We start from the raw sequence: 18,281 nt of genomic DNA, 5'->3' as shown, positions 1-18,281 counted from the left end.
CGGCAGGTACGCCGCCCATGTCGGCCCCGGCCCCTCCGAAGGCGGCGTCACCGGTCACCTCATGGAGCTGGCACACGGCCGGGCCTCCGCACCCCCAAGACCGGCCGAGCGGGGCGCCAGGCGGTCGCCAAGGTCGTCATCCGGGCGCTGATCCTGCTGGCCCTGGGCACCGCACTCACCCTGACCGGCACACCGGTCGAGGTGATCCTCGCCTTCTACGGCCTGTACTTCCTGCTCGTACTGCCGCTGTACCGCCTCGGCGCCGGGCCGCTCGCGGCCGTCGCGGCAGCGAGCGCCCTGGTCCTGCCCCAGATCCTCTACGTCGTCCAGGGCGCCCTGAACACCGCCGACGGCGGCCCGGGCGGCATCTGTGCCTGGCCCGAGGGCGGCGACGGCATCGTCTCGCCGCTGTTCACCGGCAGCCACCCGGCGCTGGCCTGGGTCCCGTTCGCCATCGCCGGCATGGCCGTGGCCCGACTCGACCTCGCCGCCACCGCCGTACGCGCCCGTCTGGCGCTCACCGGCGTGGGCCTCGCCGTTCTCGGTCACGGCGGTTCCTGGCCGGCCCTGCACCTCGTCCCCGGCGTCCTGTCGAAGCTGAGCTCCGGGGGCCTCGGCGAGGGCGGTGCGGCCGGGCCGGCCTGGCGGTCCGACAGCTGGGGCTACCCGAGCGGGGACACCCCGGCCGGCCTGCTGGTGGCCTCACCGCACAGTGAGACTTCCCTGTCGATCGTGGCCAACACGGGCCTGGCGATCGCGGTCCTGGCCGCCTGCCTCGCCGCGGTCGACGCCTTCCTGCCCTTCCACCGGCTGGCCCGCCCGGTCATCGCGGTCGGATCGATGTCCCTGACGGCCTATGTGTTCCACATCGTCGGCATCCGCTTCCTCGGCATCGAGGAACTGCCCGGCTCCCCGCTGCACGTACTGCTCGGCTTCGTCGTCGCCGTGACCGCGTTCGCGACGCTGTGGTCCCGGTACTTCCGGAGCGGACCTCTGGAGTGGCTGCTGGGCAGGGCGGCCAGGGCCCCGGAACCCGTGCGCTGAGCGGGCGGTGCGGGGGCCGCGCCCCCGCACCGGGGCCCCGCGGCCGCTACATCCGCTGCCACAGGGCCGGCGTGCCCTCCGGCGACCAGGCACCCTGCGCCTGGTGGGTCTGCAGGCACTGGTAGCGCACGCCCGCGACGGTCACCGTGGCGCCCACCTCGTAGACCCGGCCGGCGGCCCATGCACTGGCCGTGCCGGTGCCCTGCGGGGCGGGCGGGCCGGTCTGCACGGACGCGGTCTTCAAGGTGAGGCCGAAGGTGCTGAGGATCGGGTTGACCGGCTGGAAGAAGGTGGTCCCGCCGGCCGTGCAGTCGCCGGAGCCGCCGGAGGTGACGCCCTGCGCCTGCGCGCCGGAGAGGAACGGCCCGCCGGAGTCACCCGGTTCGCTGCACACCGAGGTCCGGGTCAGGCCGTCGACGGAGCCCTGGGCGTAGTCGACCGACGCGTTGTGCTGCTCGATCGTGCCGCAGTGCCACCCGCTGGTGGAGCCCGAGCGGCAGACCGACGCCCCGACGAGCCCCTGGACCGAGCCGGCGACCTGCGTGTTCCTGCCGCCCGATCCCTTGACGTCGGCCGTGGCGGTCCAGTTGCTGTTGACGGCCACCCAGGACATGTCCTTGCCGGGGAACGTGGACGCCTGGAAAGTGCCCTGGTCGGCCTTGTCGTAGCCGGTGGTCTTGTCGCCGGCCTTGCCGCAGTGGCCCGCGCTGACGAAGCCCTGCTGCTGGCTCTTGGTGATGGAGAAGCCGATGGAGCAGCGGGCGGCGTTGTTGATGTAGTAGGCCTCACCGCCGACGAGGTCCGCCATCAGCCGCGGCCGGTCCTTCGTCAGCCGGACCGCCACACCCCGGTCCTCCACCCCGGCGGCCTTGAGGAAGGCGGCGGCCGCCGACTGCCTCGTCGCCTCGACGACGACCCGGTTCGCCGGTACGTCCACGTACCAGACCGGGGTGTCGTGGGCCTTCACGCGGACGGCCGCCGCGTCCAGCTTCGCCTTGACGGCATCGAGGGCGCTGAGCGGCGCCTTGACGACCACGGCCTTGGCGCCCTGCGCCTTGATGGCGGGCACGTCCTCCGCGTGGGTGGTCGCGACGGTGAGCTCGGCGGAGGTCTTCCCGCTCACCCAGGCTCCGGCGAAGTGCCCGCCCAGGGCGTTGTGCAGCCGGCCCGCACGGGTCCCCGCCTCCTCCTCGTTGACCAGCCGGGTGGCCGCCTGCGCCCGCGTCAGATGCAGGTCGCGCTGCATCGCGCCGAGGATCTGCGCGGACGGTTTGTCGGCGCCGAGTGACCGGGCCCCGGCGGGCAGGGGCCCCGGTGCGGGGGGTGGGGCGGCCGCCGCGACTGCGGGGATCCCGGTGAGGACGAGGGTGCCGAGTGCGGCCAGGGCGGCGTGGTGTTTGCCCGCTGCATGTCTGCCGACCATGCGGTGTACCTCCTGCTGAGTACGGGGGAGACTGAGGCGAATCCGTAGGCGGCCTTGCCGCAAAGGCCCGGAACGATGTCAAAGGCGAGGGTCTTTCGCGCTTTGGGGGACGCCTGGGGTGCCATGTGCAGTACGACGGGCATGGGTGGGCGCCGGCCGGAGGCAGTGCCGGTGCGGCCGTCTCGGCAGGAGAGGGTCGGCAGGTCGGGCTCGTCGGCTACAGGCTGACGACGACCAGCGCGGTGTCGTCGGTGTTGCCCGTTGCGGGGAGAAGGTCGGCCAGCAGGGCGTCCGCCAGGGCCTCGGGAGCGGCCTGGCGGTGGCGGGCCAGGCAGTCGGCGAGGCGGCCCAGGCTGGTGTCGATGTCCTCGCTGCGGCGCTCGACCAGACCGTCGGTGTACAGCACCAGAGTGTCGCCCTCCGCGAAGGAAACACGGGCCTGGGGGCGGGCGACGCGGACGGGGCGCGCGTCGATCGGCGGGTCGGTGGCCTGGTCCAGGAAGGACACGGTGCCGTCGGGGTGCAGTACGGCGGGCGGAGGATGGCCGGCGCAGCTGTAGGTGATGCTGCGCCCGCCCCAGTCGATGAAGGTCGTCGTCACCGTGGCGGACTCGGCCCCGTCGACGGAGCAGGCGTACATGTCGAGGGCCTCCAGCGCCTGCGCCGGTCCGTCGGCGACACGGGTGGCCGCGCTCAGCGCGCTGTGCAGCTGCCCCATGGCGCAGGCGGCCGCCAGACCGTGGCCGACGACGTCGCCGACCGCGACCGCCATCCGGTCGCCCGGCAGGTCCACCAGGTCGTACCAGTCGCCGCACACGTTCAGGTCACCGATGGCGGGCCGGTAGCGCACGGCCGCCTGATGAGGACCGAGATGCCTCGGGGTGGGCATCATCGCCGTCTGCAGAGCCAGGGCGACCTCCCGCTCATGGGCGTGGGCCCTGCGCAGCCGTTCGTTGACCTCCTGCAGTTCCCTCGCGCGGGTGTAGAGCTCGGCCTCCAGCACGCTTGCCCGGTCGCTGTCGGTCAGGCTGCCGCGGGCGCGCAGGAGCTCGGTGACCTCCTCCACCCGGTGCACGACCAGCACCACCTTCCCGTCCGGACCGAGGACGGGGGCGTTGACCGGGCTCCAGAAGTGCTCCTGCCAGTGGCCGGGCCGCTGGGCGTCCTCGATGTCGTAGCGGAGCACCGCCATGGTGTCCCGCTCGCCGGTGGCCACCACGCGCAGCATCGACTCCCTGGTCTCCCGCATGCCGGCGGCGGCCGGGTCGTTCGGGTTCTCCGGAAAGACGTCGAAGATGTAGCGGCCGAGGAGCTGCTCCCGGGAGCGCCCGGCGAGCTGCTCGAAGTCGTCGTTGACGTCGACGTAGACCAGCTCCGGCGTCAGCAGCGCCACCATGCCGGGCAGGGCCTGGAAGACCGCCGCGTAATCGATCGGTTGCGGTTTCCTCATGTGCTGCCTGCCTTGGCGCCAACCATCAGTGTGTTCCCACGATAGAAGCGAATGCGGCAGGCGGCCGTCCCGCGGTTTCGTGCCAGGCGTCGGCGGGTGCCGTTCAGGCAGAGGGCGGCGAGGCCCTCATACGGGTCGCGGCGTCGTGGAGCAGCCGCGCGTGCAGCTCGAACATCGCCACCAGGTCGACGGCATCCCCGTTGATCTCCCGGTGCACGAACAGGCCGTCGGCGCCGGCCAGGGCGTAGCCGGTCAGCATCTGTACGTCGGACTCGGCCAGGTCCGGGAACAGTTCCCTGACCACCTCGGCCGTCCGCTGCCGGGCGATGTCGCGGACCTGGAGGAACACCGTGCGGCCGCGCGGCTGCGTGGGGCGGCGCTCCAGGGCGAGCATCAGGCCAAGACGCAGGAAGTCCGGGACGTCGACCAGCGCCTTCGCGACGTTCGCGGCCATCGCCGTGACCCGCTCCAGCGGCGTACCGCCCTCTTCGCCCGGCAGCTCGACGGCCGCCGGCCAGCTCTCGAAGCTGCGCTCGATGACCGCGGCGATCAGGTCGTCCTTGTCCTTGAAATGCCAGTAGATCGAGCTGGCGGGCAGCCCGCACTTGGCGCTGACCGCCGCGATGGACGTGCCCTCGTAGCCGCGCTCGCCCGCGATCTCCACGGCGGCGTCGAGAATGCGGCGGCGGGACTCCACACCGTTGGCGTGCTGCTTGCGTTCGGTGGTCATGAGCCCACGCTAATTGGAGCAGGCGCTACAGCAGGACCGAAAGGCGGTTGCGACATCAGCTCTGCGGGAGGTCCTTGACAGGCGCGCCCGGTCCCGGTCCGAGCAGGTGTTCGAGGGTTTCCGCGGCGCAGGGGAGGGAGCTTTCCCCGGCCGGGCGACGCAGGTCACATTCGGCGATGTCACAGGGGGGCGGGACATCCCGTCTCAGAGGGCGTGGTCACTGAAGACGGCAGAGGAGCACATCATGGACGCGCGACGTGGGAGCACCTCGGGGAAAGGGGATCGGCCGTGAGCAAGGTCGAGGAGTTCGAGGAGCTGCGGCCGCTGCTGTTCTCGATCGCCTACCGGATTCTCGGCAGCGTGAGTGAGGCCGAGGACGCGGTGCAGGAGGCGTGGCTGCGGTTCGACGGCTCGGCGACCCGGCCCACGTCGACCAAGGCGTATCTGTCGGCCGTGGTGACCCGGATCTCGATCGACGTGCTGCGTTCCGCGCGGGTGCGGCGGGAGGAGTATGTCGGACCGTGGTTTCCCGAGCCGCTGCTCAGCGACCCGTATCAGGATCCGGCGCGGTCGGTGGAACTGGCCGACTCGGTGTCGATGGCGGCGCTGGTGCTGCTGGAGCGGCTCAGCCCGCTGGAGCGGGCGGTGTTCGTGCTGCGCGAGGTGTTCGCCTTCGGGTTCGACGACATCGCGGCGGCGGTGGGGCGTTCGGAAGCGGCATGCCGGCAGCTGCTGGTACGGGCCCGGCGGCACATGCAGGACGGACGGCCCCGGTTCGCGGCGGACCGCGAGGACCGCGAGGAGCTGGCGACGCGGTTCTTCGACGCGCTGAAGAACGGCGACGTGGGCGGGCTGCAGAGTCTGCTGGCCGCCGATGTGCAGCTGGTCGGGGACGGCGGCGGCAAGGCCCCGCAGCTGGCCAGGGCCGTCATGGGCGCGGAGAACGTGGCCCGGCTGCTGGGTACGGTCTTCCCCTGGCTGATCCGGGTCGACGTGACGTTCGAGCTGCACGAGGTCAACGGCCAGCCCGGCGCGATCTTCCGCGACCGGGACGGCAGGATCCTGCAGACCATGGCTCTCGATGTCCTCGACGGCCGGATCCAGACCGTCCGCACGGTGCTCAACCCCGACAAGCTCGGCCACCTCGGCCCGGTCGGAGACGCCTGGGCCGTCGACCGCGAGGTGAAACAGGCCCGCCGACAGGGCAACTGACCTCGGCCGCGTCACTGCCAGCCGAAGCGACGGTCCACCAGGGCCGCGAACTCCTCCAGGGTCAGGATGGCGTCGCCGTTCTGGTCGGCGGCGTCGAAGAGGGCGGAGGAGGCCTCGGCGTCCCCCAGGGCCCAGGACGGCAGATCTCCCGACGCGGCCAGGGTCGGGCCCTTGGTCCGCAGGGCGATGATCACCTCTTCGCGGGTCAGTGTTCCGCTGTTGTCGAGGTCGAGCGCCTCGAACAGTTTCCGTGCCTTGTCACTCATCCTGGCCCCGTTTCCTTTCACGAATCACGAAGGAGAACGCCTCTCCCGTCACCCCCGTTCCCCTAGAGGGCCCGGGCGACGAGCAGGGCGACGTCGTCGTGGTCGTCGGGGTGGCGCAGGCCGTAGAGCAGGAGGTCGCAGGTTTCCTCCAGGGACCGGTGGGGTGCGTCGAGGAAGCCGAGCAGGACGTCGAGGCGGTCGTCGATGGGGTGGTGGCGGGTCTCGACGAGGCCGTCGGTGTACAGGACCAGCAGGTCGCCGGGGTCGAGCCGGGCGGTCGTGGTCTCGAAGGCGATGCCGCCGACGCCGAGCGGGGCGCCGGAGGGCAGGTCCAGCAGCTTGGCGGCGTGGCCGGGGCCGGCCAGGGCGGGCGGCATGTGGCCGGCGTTGGCGAACTGACACCGCCGGGTGCGCGGGTCGTACACCGCGTAGAGGCAGGTGACGATGTAGTGCTCCAGATCGCAGGTGATCTTGTCGAGGTGCTGGAGCACGGCGTCGGGGGCGAGGTCGAGGTCCGCGTAGGCGCAGGTGGCGGTGCGCAGTCGGCCCATGGTGGCGGCGGCGTCGATGCCGTTGCCCATGACGTCGCCGACGACCAGGGCGGTCCGGTCGTCGCTGAGGGGGATGACGTCGTACCAGTCGCCGCCGACCTCGCTGGTGGCCTGGGCGGGCTGGTAGCGGGAGGCGAGTTCCAGCCCCGCGTGCTGGGGCGGATGGTCGGGCAGCAGGCTGCGCTGGAGGGTGAGGGCGGTGTTGCGCACGCTCTGGAACCAGCGGGCGTTGTCGATGGCCACGGCCGCGCGCCCGGCCAGCTCGCTCGCGAGGATCACGTCGTCCTCGTCGAAGGGGAGCGGGTTGGTGGTGCGCTTGAGGTCCAGGGCGCCGAGTATCTCGCCGTGGGCGATCAGCGGTACGGCCAGGTAGGAGTGGACGCCGGCCCGGGCCAGCAGCGAGCCGGCTTCGGCGTCCCGGGCGATGCGTGGCAGATCGCGCTCGCCGACGTGCTGCACCAGGACCGGCCGGCCGGTGTGGACGCACAACGTGACCAGGCGGTCTCCTTCGTAGGCCGCGAGGCCGCCGGGTGGGTCGGCCGCGCGCAGTGCCACGGTCGGCTGGGCCGCCTTGAGCGCGAGGGCGCGGAAGAGTTCAGGACCGTCGTCCGGCCTGCGTGAGCGGCGGCAGGCCAGCGCGGAGTCGAGGACGTCGACGGCGACCACGTCGGCGAGCTGCGGCACGGCGATCTCGGCCAGTTCCCGGGCGGTCTCCTCCACCTCCAGCGTGGTGCCCACCCGCACCGAGGCGTCGGCGATGAGGGCGAGGCGGCGCCGGGCCCGGTCCGCCTCGGCGGCCGCCCGGTGCCGTTCGGTGACATCGACGACCGAGGCGGCCGCACCGAGCACCCGGCCGCCCGGATCCTCCAGCCGGTAGAAGGACAGCGACCAGGCGTGCTCGTGGTCCGGATCGGTCCGCGGGCGGCCCACGTGGTACTGGTCGAGCAGCGGGGTCCCGGTGGTGAGCACCTGCAACAGCGCGCTCTCGATGGTGCTCACGTCGGGCAGTGGCAGCGTCTCCCTCAGACCGCGGCCCACATGGTCCTCGGCGGGGATGCCGTCGATGCGCTCCAGCGCCGGGTTGACCAGGATGTACCGCAGATCGGGGTCGAGGAGGGCCAGGCCGATCGGGGACTGGTTGATCAGCCGCTCGCACAGGGCCAGGTCGGTCTCGACCCGCTGCAGCAGATTGTGGTCGGCGGCGATACCGAGGGCATACATGTCCCCGAGATCGTCCTGGAGGCGCATGTTGCGGAACTCCATCAGACGGGTGCTGCCGTCCTTGTGCCGGATGGGGAAGGCGCCCGCCCAGCTCCGCCCGGTCTCCAGCACCTCCGCGAACAGCTTCACCACGGACTTCAGATGCTCGGGGTGGATGAACAGCCGGGCCGCGTACTTGCCGAGCGCCTCCTGTGCGCTGTATCCGAACAGCTCCTCGGCCTGCGGGGTCCAGAACACGATGCGTCCATCGGCGTCGACGACCGTCGCGGCCACGCTCAGGACGTCCAGCAGACCGGTCGGCGGGGGCGGCTCGAAATCAGCCGCACCACTGTCGGACCGGAAGGATTCGGCTGTCATCCCGCAACCACCTCCACCGTTCGGCGGGATCCGCTGACCCCGGCCTGCATCACCACCACCCGGGTTCCGACCAGCGGCACTTCCATGCTCCCTCCGGTCCGGGAAGGGCGGAAGCGCTGCGGGCGGGAAGGGGGAGTCCGCCAGGGCCGTGCAGATCGGGCGGACAAGCAGGAACATGGTCCTGTACGAGGACGGCACCCCGGATGGCACCCATGGACCCTGCGCGAGAGACATCCGACGGGCCGACGCCCTCAGGGCCGCGCGAACTCCTCGACGCGTCCACCGACGCGGCGGCGGTCGTGTCCGCGACGGGCGTCGTGCTCGGCTGGACCCGGGGCGCCGAAGCACTGCTCGACCGCTCCGCGTCCGAGGTGGTCGGCGGCCCCGCCGCGCGCCTGGTGGCGATGCCCGCCGACCCGGCCCGGGTGGCCGCCGTGGCCGAGCGGTGCCGCGCCGGAATGGGCTGGAGCGGCCTCATCTCCGTGCAGCACCGCGACGGCCGGAGTCTCGACGTCGACCTGCGGGTGTCCGCGTCCTTCCGTATCGGAGAGGACGAGTGCTTCCTGCTGTCGGCGCGGGAGCGGCGGCAGCAGTGGTCGGTCGGCCAGACCGTCCTCGACGGGTTCCTGACCCGTTCCCCCATCGGCATGGCCGTGATGGACCAGGAACTGCGCTACGTCTGGCTCAACGACACCCTGGAACGCTTCGGCGGAGTGCCCCGCGAGCAGCGGCTGGGACGCCGGCTGAGTGAACTGCTGCCCGGGCTGCAGGCGGCCGCCATCGAGGGACTGATGCGCAAGGTCCTGGACACCAAAGTCCCGGTCACCGACTACGAGTACCTGGGCTGGAGCTGGGCCGATCCGCACCGCCAGCACGCCTATTCGACATCCTTCTTCCCGCTGGTGGACGCCGACGAGTCCGCCGCCGGAGTCTGCTACATGGTCCAGGACGTCACCGAGCGGTGGACCGCCCGCCGGCTGCTGACGCTGGTCAACGAGGCGGGGACGTGCGTCGGCACCACCCTGGACGTGATGCGGACGGCTCAGGAACTCGCCGACTTCGCCGTCCCCCGCTTCGCCGACTTCGTCGTCGTGGACCTGCTGGAGCCCGTACTCAGCACCGAAGGCCACGGCGCATGGCTGACCGACGCCGGGCCGGCCTCCGTCGGACCGGTGATGCGCCGCGCAGGAATGAGCTCGGTGCGCGAGGGCTGCCCGGAGGCCGTGGTACGGGTCGGGGACCGGACGGGCTTCCTGCCTCCCGCGCACGACGTGAACCTGCTCGTCGACGGCGAGCCGATCCTGCTGCCCGTCCTCGATCCGTCCGACGAGCGATGGATCACCGAACAGCCCGAACGAGCAGCAAAAATAAAGGAGTTCGGGCTGCATTCCTTCATCGCCGTGCCGATGCGGGCACGCAACACCATCCTGGGCCTGACCACGTTCATGCGGTCGCTCAATCCCGTCCAGTTCCAGCCCGACGACGTCCTGCTGGCCCGGGAGCTGGTGGCGCGGGCGGCGCTGTGCGTCGACAACGCCCGCCGCTACACCCGCGAACACACCGCGGCCGTCACCCTGCAGCGCAGTCTCCTGCCGCAGGCCCTGGCCGGCGGAACCGCGCTGGAGGTGGCCTCGGCCTATCTGCCGGCGGACCCGACGGACGGGGTGGGCGGCGACTGGTTCGACGTGATCCAGCTGTCCGGGGGCCGGGTGGGCCTCGTCGTCGGCGACGTGGTGGGGCACGGCATCACGGCCGCGGCGACCATGGGCCGGCTGCGCACGGCGGTGCAGACCCTCGCCGACATGGAGCTGCCGCCCGACGAACTGCTCGCGCACCTCGACGACCTCGTGCTGCGGCTGAGCGCCGAGCGGACCGACGACGAGGCGGCCCAGCGCAGCACCACCCCCTTCCTCGGGGCCACCTGCCTGTACGCCGTCTACGACCCGGTCACCCGGCGGTGCACGATGGCCCGCGCAGGACACCCGCCGCCGGTCGTCGTGGCACCCGACGGGCAGGTGTCCTTCCCGGAGCCGCCGGCCGGGCCGCCGCTCGGCCTCGGCGGGATGGCCTTCGAGGCCACCGAGATCGAACTCGCCGAGAACAGCCTGATCGGCCTCTACACCGACGGCCTCATCGAGGGCGCCGACGGCGACATGGAGCTGGGCATGTCCCGGCTCGGCGAGCTGCTGGCCCGCTCCGACACCGACCTGGACGTTCTGTGCACCTCCGCGGTACGGCAACTCGTGCCCGTGCCGCAGCCCGACGACATCGCCCTCCTGCTGGCGCGGACCCACGCCTTCGGCGCCGACCACGTCGCCTCGTGGCAGGTGCCGGTGGACCCGGCCGCCGTGGCCGACGTACGCGCCCGCGCCACCCGCCAGGTCGCAGCCTGGGGGCTGGAGGACCTGGTCATGACGACGGAACTCGTCGTGAGCGAACTGGTCACCAACGCGATCCGCTACGCCGAACCGCCCATCCGGCTACGGCTCATCCGCGACTCCCATCTGACCTGCGAGGTCGCCGACGCCAGCAGCACGGCCCCCCGGCTGCGGCATGCCCGCAGCACCGACGAGGGCGGTCGCGGCCTCTTCCTGGTGGCCCAGCTGACCAGTCGCTGGGGCGCCCGGTACACGCCCGACGGAAAGATCATCTGGGCGGAGCAGGAGATTCCCTGACGGGGTGCGTCGGGGCCCGTCGGCACGGGTGACTCCGTGGTGGCTGCCGCCGGGTGACTCCTTGACAAGGGTGGGGGGCGGTCCGACACTGACGTTGCGCGTCGCGCATTTAGTTTCGTAATACGCACCGAGGTGGTCATGAAGCTTCCCGCGTGCCGTCTCGCCGATCTGCTGCGGGGCGAGGCGTTCCGGCTCGAGTCCGACCCTGCGGTCGCCGTGTTCCACACCGAGGACGGCGGGCTCTACGCGATCGACGACACCTGCACCCACCAGGACGCCTCGCTCTCCGAGGGCTGGCTGGAGGGCTTCGAGGTGGAATGCCCGCTGCACGCCTCGAAGTTCGACCTGCGCACCGGTGCCGTCGACGCTCCGCCCGCCCGACTGCCCGTCCGCACCCACCGGGTCCTCGTCGAGGACGGCACGATCCACGTCGAGCTCTCCGAGGCTCCACCGAACCTCCCGCCGACATGCGTGGCCGCCCGCCTCCGGGGAGCCACGCCGGCGGGAGGGGTCACGTGAGGAATATGAGGACCGCCGTCCACGAGCCCTGTCACCCCGGCGACGGGCGGCCGGTCGTCGGGAGCTCGACCGCCCTCGCCGACCCGCGGGCAGCGGCGGGGGGCCGGTCGGTCCTCGCCCGTCCCATCGGCTGCCGCGTGCGGCTGCGGCCCGTGGGCGTGGCGGCTGGCGACGAGGAGTGCTACGTGCGCGCGAGGCGGTCGTTCGCCGGTGCGCTGGGAAGGGCAGGGGGCGGCCGGTCGGTCCTCGCCCTCCGCGTCGGACGCGGTGTCAGGTTGCGATCCGCGAGGGGCGCGGCCGTTGACGGCGAGTGCCGTCGTCCGTACGCCGGACGGCCGGTCGTCGAGTCCGGCCCAGGAATCCTCGCCGGTCCGCTGATGGCGGCGGGCCCCGGCCCGGGCTCCCCAGTGCTGCCGGGCACCTCCGCAGCGCGCTCCGGCGCGGGCCGTTGCCGCGTCCACTGCGGACGGCACCGCGCAGTCCGGTGGCCCGCAGGCCGTGCCGCAGCCGAGCCAGGTCACCGCCGCCGCCTCGTCGCGAGGGGTGGGCGTCCGTCGTGCCTCTGGTCCGACCAGTACGGCGTGCGCAACCAGTGCGACGCAACCGGTGTCCACCCGACCCGGAAAGCGGGCTCCTCGTGACCGCCATGGTCCGGACGAGCGCCCCGCCGCGCCCCGGGACTCCGGAACTGCATCCGCACGGCCTGCCGCGGCCCGGCCGGACGCTGGTGATGGGCGTCGTGAACGTCACGCCGGACTCGTTCTCCGACGGCGGGCTCGCGTTCGCCCCGGAAGCGGCCGTCGCGCACGGACTTGCGCTGCTCGAACAGGGGGCGGACATCGTCGACGTGGGCGGGGAGTCGACCCGTCCCGGTGCGGAACGGCCGACACTCGAGGAGGAGCTGCGGCGGGTCCTGCCCGTCGTCGGGGAACTGGCCGCCACGGGCGCCGTCGTCAGCGTCGACACCATGCGGGCCGAGGTCGCCGCCCGCGCGCTCGACGCGGGCGCACGGCTGATCAACGACGTCTCGGGCGGTCTGGCCGACCCCGCGATGCTGCCGACGATGGCCCGCGCCGACGCGCCGTATGTGCTGATGCACTGGCGCGGCCACGCCACCGCAATGCAGGCGAACGCCGTCTACGGCGACGTCGTCACCGACGTGGTCGACGAACTGCGTCTGAGGGTCGAGGCCGCACTGCAGGCGGGCATCCGGCCCGGCTGCCTGATCCTCGACCCCGGCCTGGGTTTCGCCAAGGAGGCGGAGCACAACTGGCAGTTGCTGGGCCGCCTCGGGGAGATCCGCGCGCTGGGCCACCCCGTCCTGGTGGGCGCGTCCCGCAAGTCGTTCCTGGGGCGCCTGTTGGCGGATCCGGTGACCGGGCAGCCCCGCCCGGCACAGTCGCGCGACGCCGCGACCACCGCCGTGTCCGTACTCGCTGCCACGCAGGGCGCCTGGTGCCTACGGGTACACGACGTGACGTCGACGCTCGACGCGGTACGGGTGACGGCCCGCTGGGGCGCCGAGAGGCCTGCCTGACAGCAACCAAGCAGCGCAGCGCCTAGCCCAGATACCCCATCCGATGGCTGATCTCCTCCGCCCCCTTGAGCAGCACCGGCGCCAACCCGTGCATCCGCTCCTCGGTGAACCGGTACGCAGGCCCCGACGCACTCAGCGCCGCGATGACCTCGCCGTCACGGGAACGGATCGGCGCCGCCATGGCGTGCAGCCCGATCTCCAGTTCCTCCAGCGTCACCGCGTATCCGCGCTCCCGGGCCGCCGTGAGGTCCTTCTCCAGCTTCGCCCTGACCGTCAGCGTGTGGGGCGTGAGCTTCTGCAGCCCGGACGCGGCGAGCACGTCCGAGCGTTCCTCCGGCGACAGATGGGCCAGCAGGATCTTCCCGCTGGACGTGGCGTGCACCGGGGTGAGCTGTCCGACCCAGTTGTGCGTGCCGACCGCGCCCGGTCCGCGCACCTGGTAGAGGTTGACGGCGTAATGCTCCTGCAGGACCGCGATGTTGACGGTCTCGCCGATCTCCTCGCTGAGCCGCTCGCACACCGGCCGGCCCTGCTGGGTGATGTCGAGCCGGCCGGTGACCGCACCGGCCAGCCGCACGATCCCGAAGCCGAGCCGGTACTTGCCCCGCTCGGCCGTCTGCTCCACCAGACCGCGTGCCTCCAGCGCGCCGAGCAGGCGGAACGCGGTCGACTTGTGGACGTCGATCTCGCCGGCCACCTCGCTGACGCCCGCCTCGCCGCGCTGGGCGAGGATCTCCAGGACGCTGACGGCACGGTCGACGGACTGCACCCCGTTCACCGCGGGAGCAGCTGTTTCGCCGTCCGGCGTGTAGTTGCTCATGGCGCAACTATACGCATTTCGTGGCGGGCGTCAGCGGAAGGCGACGGTGCAGTGCCCTTTGGTCAGGACACGGCTCTCCCTGCGCCACTGCACGGCCCGGGCGAGCACCTGCGCCTCCGCGTCGAGGTCGGAGGTGACGTAGTGCGCCGTGGTGGCCCCGACGGGCTCGACACCGCGCTGGTGCGCCTGGACGTAGGGCCTGGCGCGGCGGCGTCGTGCAGCCGTGCACCCGTATGACCTGCTGCTCGGCCAGTGGGACGAGCCACTGCTGCAACCCCGTTCCAGCCCTCCTGAAGGTTGCGCATCGCGCAACCTTCTGCGCCATTGCGCACTGATGTCGCCCGTCTCTTGACAAGCCCCCGACCTCACCCCAAGCATGTTGCGTATAGCGAGCTTTGTTGTGTAATTCGAGACACCCGGTCAGGCGCCCGCAACCCGGAGGTTCCCCATGAGCATCACCGTCGTCGGCGCGTCGCTGGCAGGCCTGAGCACGGCCCGCGCGCTGCGCGCAGAGGGCTACGACGGCGAGATCGTCCTCGTGGGGGAGGAGCGCCACACCCCCTACGACCGCCCGCCGCTGTCCAAGGACTTCCTCAAGGGTGACATCGACGCCGAGGCGCTCGCGCTCGGTGACGCCGAAGAGTACGAGGCCCTTCAGGTCACATGGCTGCTCGGCGAGCGCGCCGTACGCCTCGACCCAGCGGACCGGTCGGTCACCCTCGCCGGAGGACGCCGGCTGCGCAGCGACGGTGTCGTCGTCGCGACCGGCGCCGGCCCCCGGCTGCTGCCCGGCATGGACGGACTGGCCGGCGTCCACACCCTGCGCACCCTCGACGACGCCGAGGCCCTGCGCGCCGAACTGCTGGACGGACTGCCTCGGGTCGTCATCATCGGCGCCGGCTTCATCGGCGCCGAGGTCGCCTCCACCGCCCACCGGCTCGGCCTGCACGTCACCGTCGTGGAGGCCGTCGACGTCCCGCTGGAACGCCAACTGGGGCGCGAGATGGGCCTGGTGGTCTCCTCGCTGCACACCGACCACGGAGTGCGCCTGCTGTGCGGAACCGGCGTGGCGGGGCTCACCGGCGAGGACCGGGTCACCGGGGTACGGCTGGCGGACGGGCGCCTGCTGCCCGCCGACATCGTGGTGGTCGGGGTGGGCGTTCGGCCCGCCACCGACTGGCTCGCCGGTTCCGGTGTGCAGGTGGACGACGGCGTGGTGTGCGATCCGGGCGGCGCGAGCAGCGTCCCGGGCGTGGTCGCCGTCGGCGACGTCGCCCGCTGGCCCGACCCCTTCACCGGACGCCACGCGCGCATCGAGCACTGGACCAACGCCACCGAGCAGGCGAAGACCGCCGCCCGCACGCTCCTCACCGGCGGGTCCGCCGCCCCCGCCCGGGTCACCGCGCCGTACTTCTGGTCCGACCAGTACCAGGTGCGCATCCAGCTCGCCGGACACGTAGCCCCCGGCGACCGCCCCGAACTCATCGAGGGCAGCCTCGACAGCCGCTCCTTCGTCTCCGTCTATCTGCGCGAGGGCACCCCCGTAGCCGTGCTCTCCCTGAACCAGCCGAAGCTGTTCAACCGGCTCCGCCGCACCCTCGCCCCCGCCACCGCGGCCGTCGTGTCATGAGTCCCACGCCCCAACTGCCCCTGAAGGACGCGCAGACGACCGCCGTCCCACGGCACCTGCGCTACACCTGGGACCACGAGTGGCTGGTCGTGGACGAGGGCAACGCCACCGTCGGCATCACCGCCTTCGCGGCCGCGGCCCTCGGCGATGTCGTCCACCTCCGGCTGCCGGAGGTCGGCAGCCGCGTCGAGGCGGGCGAGAGCTGCGGAGAGATCAGGTCACTGACGGCCGTCAGTGACCTGTACGCCCCGGCCTCGGGCGAGGTCCTGGAAGTCAACACCGCGCTGGTCGGCGCGCCAGGCGTCGTCAACACCGCCCCCTACACCGTCGGTTGGCTGTTCCGGCTGCGGGTCGAGAACATCGCCGGCGCCCTGTCCGCCGACGCGTATGCAGCCCACTGCGCCCACACCCGAGGAGTCCGCCGATGACCCTGTCCACCCAGTCGCTGCGCACGCTCGACCCGGACATCGCCGCCGCGGCCGACGCCTACGCAGGTCTGTGACCGACAACCCGCCCGCAGGGGCGTGCCCGTGATCCGCGTCGGCACGCCCCGCCAATCCCCCGGAGTATGGCGTGGCAATCAGCGTCTTCGACCTGTTCTCCATCGGCATCGGCCCGTCCAGTTCGCACACCGTCGGCCCGATGCGCGCCGCCGCGATGTTCGCCGCCCGGCTGAAGCAGGACGGCCTGCTCGCCCAGACCACCACGGTGAGGGCGGAGCTGTTCGGCTCCCTCGGCGCCACCGGCCACGGCCACGGCACCCCCAAGGCGGTGCTGCTCGGCCTGGAGGGCAACGAGCCGCACACGGTCGACGTCGCCCAGGCAGACCTCGATGTCGAGCGCATCCGCTCCACCGGGCGCATCCGTCTCCTCGGCGCCCAGATCGGCCCGGCCCACGAGATCCCCTTCGACGTCTCGACCCAACTGGTCCTGCACCGCCGGCGCTCGCTGCCGTACCACGCCAACGGCATGATCCTCTTCGCCTACGACGCCGACGGCGTGCCGCTGCTGGAGAAGACGTACTACTCGGTGGGCGGCGGCTTCGTCGTCGACGAGGACGCCGTCGGGGCGGACCGGATCACGCTCGACGACACCCAGCTCGCCCACCCCTTCAGCAAGGGCGACGAACTGCTCCGGCTGGCCCGTGAGACCGGCCTGTCGATCTCCGCGCTGATGCTGGAGAACGAGAAGGCATGGCGCACCGAGGACGAGATCCGCTCGGGGCTCCTCGACATCTGGCGGGTCATGGAGGGCTGTGTGTCGCGCGGCCTGGCCTTGGAGGGCATCCTCCCGGGCGGTCTGAAGGTACGGCGCCGGGCTGCGGCCGCCGCCCGCCAACTGCGCAGCGAGGGCGACCCGTTGGCCCGTGCGATGGAGTGGGTCACGCTCTACGCGATGGCGGTGAACGAGGAGAACGCGGCGGGCGGCCGCGTCGTCACCGCCCCCACGAACGGCGCCGCGGGCATCATCCCGGCCGTCCTGCACTACTACCTCAACTTCGTGCCCGGCGCCGACGAGGACGGCATCGTCCGCTTCCTGCTCGCGGCAGGCGCCATCGGCATGCTCTTCAAGGAGAACGCGTCCATCTCCGGCGCCGAGGTCGGCTGCCAGGGCGAGGTCGGCTCCGCCTGCTCGATGGCCGCGGGCGGCCTGGCCGAGGTACTGGGCGGCAGCCCGGAACAGGTCGAGAACGCCGCCGAGATCGGCATGGAACACAACCTCGGCCTGACCTGCGACCCCGTCGGCGGCCTCGTCCAGATCCCCTGCATCGAGCGCAACGGCATGGCCGCGGTCAAGGCGGTCACGGCAGCCCGGATGGCGCTGCGCGGCGACGGCCGCCACCACGTCTCCCTCGACAAGGTCATCAAGACCATGAAGGACACCGGCGCCGACATGAAGGTCAAGTACAAGGAGACGGCCCGGGGCGGGCTGGCCGTGAACGTCATCGAGTGCTGAGAGCGCGGGCGCTGCAGGAAATCGAACCAGGAGTCGAGACCATGGGACGTGTCACCGAACGCCGACGCGTACTGCGCATCCGAAGCGGAGCGCAAACCACCCGCCCCGACACCCTGGTCGCAGAGGAACCCCTGGAGATCCGCCTCAACGGCAGGCCCCTGGCGATCACCATGCGTACCCCCGGCGACGACTTCGCCCTGGCCGCGGGCTTCCTGGTGAGCGAGGGTGTCCTGGGACAGTCCGACGAGGTGGCGAACATCGTCTACTGCGCGGGCACCACCGCGGACGGCTCGAACACGTACAACGTCGTCGACGTACAGCTCGCCCCCGGCGTGCCCGTCCCCGACATCACCCTCGAACGGAACGTCTACACCACGTCCTCCTGCGGACTGTGCGGCAAGGCCGGCCTGGACGCCGTACGGACCACCGCGCGACGGCCGATCGCCGACACACCCCAGGTCCGTGTCACCCCCGTCCTGCTGTCCGGCCTGCCCGACCAACTCCGCGGCGCCCAGCGGGTGTTCGACCGGACCGGCGGCTTGCACGCCGCCGCACTGTTCTCGCCCGAGGGTGAACTGCTGGACCTGCGCGAGGACGTCGGCCGGCACAACGCAGTCGACAAACTGATCGGCCGCGCACTCCAATCCGGCCGACTCCCGCTGTCCCAGAGCATTCTGCTGGTCTCCGGACGGGCCTCCTTCGAGCTGGCGCAGAAGGCGGTCATGGCGGGTATCCCGCTCCTCGCGGCGGTCTCGGCGCCGTCCTCCCTCGCGGTGGACCTCGCGGCGGAGACCGGGCTCACGCTCGTGGGCTTCCTGCGCGGCACCTCCATGAACGTGTACACAGGTGAACAGCGCATCGATCTCACCGCCGAGGCCGTGGCGTGACCC

Annotated in this window: 15 protein-coding genes and 1 pseudogene; 9 read left to right on the top strand and 7 right to left on the bottom strand. The window is 72.0% G+C overall.

Going from position 1 to position 18,281, the window contains the following annotated elements; all coding sequences use genetic code 11:
* The first annotated feature begins 201 nt into the window (after positions 1-201).
* On the top strand, positions 202-1,044 hold the full coding sequence (locus AB0N07_RS00340; protein WP_365830490.1) for a DUF418 domain-containing protein: 843 nt from the start codon (positions 202-204) through the stop codon (positions 1,042-1,044).
* Between the two features lie 46 nt (positions 1,045-1,090).
* On the opposite strand, the gene AB0N07_RS00335 is transcribed toward AB0N07_RS00340, so the two are convergent.
* The 3 genes from AB0N07_RS00335 to AB0N07_RS00325 form a co-directional block, all read right to left on the bottom strand.
* Positions 1,091-2,467: an alpha-lytic protease prodomain-containing protein gene (locus AB0N07_RS00335; RefSeq protein ID WP_365830488.1), complete on the bottom strand. Its 1,377-nt coding sequence runs from the start codon at positions 2,465-2,467 to the stop codon at positions 1,091-1,093.
* A 217-nt stretch (positions 2,468-2,684) separates the two neighbouring features.
* Entirely contained in the window at positions 2,685-3,917 is a 1,233-nt protein-coding gene (locus AB0N07_RS00330; protein WP_365830486.1) for a SpoIIE family protein phosphatase, read from the bottom strand.
* Positions 3,918-4,020: 103 nt separating this feature from the next.
* Entirely contained in the window at positions 4,021-4,647 is a 627-nt protein-coding gene (locus AB0N07_RS00325) for a TetR/AcrR family transcriptional regulator (protein ID WP_365830484.1), read from the bottom strand.
* Positions 4,648-4,935: 288 nt separating this feature from the next.
* Here AB0N07_RS00325 and AB0N07_RS00320 point away from each other — a divergent pair, with 288 nt between their 5' ends.
* On the top strand, positions 4,936-5,859 hold the full coding sequence (locus AB0N07_RS00320; protein ID WP_365830482.1) for an RNA polymerase sigma-70 factor: 924 nt from the start codon (positions 4,936-4,938) through the stop codon (positions 5,857-5,859).
* A gap of 11 nt (positions 5,860-5,870) precedes the next feature.
* On the opposite strand, the gene AB0N07_RS00315 is transcribed toward AB0N07_RS00320, so the two are convergent.
* Together AB0N07_RS00315 and AB0N07_RS00310 are read right to left on the bottom strand one after the other, a co-directional pair.
* Complete coding sequence (locus AB0N07_RS00315) at positions 5,871-6,125, bottom strand: EF-hand domain-containing protein (RefSeq protein WP_365830480.1); 255 nt, start codon at positions 6,123-6,125, stop codon at positions 5,871-5,873.
* 62 nt (positions 6,126-6,187) lie between these two features.
* Positions 6,188-8,254 carry a SpoIIE family protein phosphatase gene (locus AB0N07_RS00310; RefSeq protein WP_365830478.1) on the bottom strand — a complete coding sequence of 689 codons (2,067 nt, stop codon included), beginning with the start codon at positions 8,252-8,254 and terminating at the stop codon, positions 6,188-6,190.
* Between the two features lie 212 nt (positions 8,255-8,466).
* Between AB0N07_RS00310 and AB0N07_RS00305 the strand changes: the two genes are divergently transcribed.
* The 3 genes from AB0N07_RS00305 to folP all read left to right on the top strand — a co-directional run bounded on the left by AB0N07_RS00305 (position 8,467) and on the right by folP (position 12,985).
* Entirely contained in the window at positions 8,467-10,929 is a 2,463-nt protein-coding gene (locus tag AB0N07_RS00305) for a SpoIIE family protein phosphatase (RefSeq protein ID WP_365830476.1), read from the top strand.
* A gap of 138 nt (positions 10,930-11,067) precedes the next feature.
* On the top strand, positions 11,068-11,448 hold the full coding sequence (locus AB0N07_RS00300; RefSeq protein ID WP_365830474.1) for a bifunctional 3-phenylpropionate/cinnamic acid dioxygenase ferredoxin subunit: 381 nt from the start codon (positions 11,068-11,070) through the stop codon (positions 11,446-11,448).
* A 730-nt stretch (positions 11,449-12,178) separates the two neighbouring features.
* Complete coding sequence (gene folP / locus AB0N07_RS00295; protein WP_365830795.1) at positions 12,179-12,985, top strand: dihydropteroate synthase; 807 nt, start codon at positions 12,179-12,181, stop codon at positions 12,983-12,985.
* Between the two features lie 22 nt (positions 12,986-13,007).
* Here the strand turns inward: folP and AB0N07_RS00290 are convergent, their stop codons facing one another.
* Positions 13,008-13,805 (bottom strand): IclR family transcriptional regulator, encoded by a 798-nt coding sequence (locus tag AB0N07_RS00290; RefSeq protein ID WP_365830472.1) that lies wholly within the window; start codon positions 13,803-13,805, stop codon positions 13,008-13,010.
* Between the two features lie 30 nt (positions 13,806-13,835).
* Positions 13,836-14,009 (bottom strand): annotated as a pseudogene (gene purU / locus AB0N07_RS00285) (formyltetrahydrofolate deformylase); the annotation flags it as partial.
* Positions 14,010-14,253: 244 nt separating this feature from the next.
* Between purU and AB0N07_RS00280 the strand changes: the two are divergent.
* From AB0N07_RS00280 to fdhD, 4 genes are all read left to right on the top strand, one after another.
* The gene (locus tag AB0N07_RS00280) at positions 14,254-15,435 is read left to right on the top strand and encodes an FAD-dependent oxidoreductase (RefSeq protein ID WP_365830470.1); all 1,182 of its coding nucleotides are present in this window, start codon (positions 14,254-14,256) and stop codon (positions 15,433-15,435) included.
* Positions 15,432-15,863, top strand: a complete 432-nt coding sequence (gcvH, locus tag AB0N07_RS00275; RefSeq protein WP_365830468.1) for a glycine cleavage system protein GcvH — start codon at positions 15,432-15,434, stop codon at positions 15,861-15,863. Before AB0N07_RS00280 ends, gcvH begins: the two co-directional genes overlap by 4 nt.
* A gap of 145 nt (positions 15,864-16,008) precedes the next feature.
* On the top strand, positions 16,009-17,391 hold the full coding sequence (locus AB0N07_RS00270; protein WP_365830466.1) for an L-serine ammonia-lyase: 1,383 nt from the start codon (positions 16,009-16,011) through the stop codon (positions 17,389-17,391).
* 41 nt (positions 17,392-17,432) lie between these two features.
* Positions 17,433-18,278 (top strand): formate dehydrogenase accessory sulfurtransferase FdhD, encoded by an 846-nt coding sequence (gene fdhD, locus AB0N07_RS00265; protein WP_365830464.1) that lies wholly within the window; start codon positions 17,433-17,435, stop codon positions 18,276-18,278.
* The last annotated feature ends 3 nt before the right edge of the window (positions 18,279-18,281 follow it).

Origin of the sequence: Streptomyces sp. NPDC051172 (assembly GCF_040682555.1) — a bacterium.
Classification (GTDB): domain Bacteria; phylum Actinomycetota; class Actinomycetes; order Streptomycetales; family Streptomycetaceae; genus Streptomyces.
This window is presented reverse-complemented; position numbering and strand designations above follow the sequence as displayed.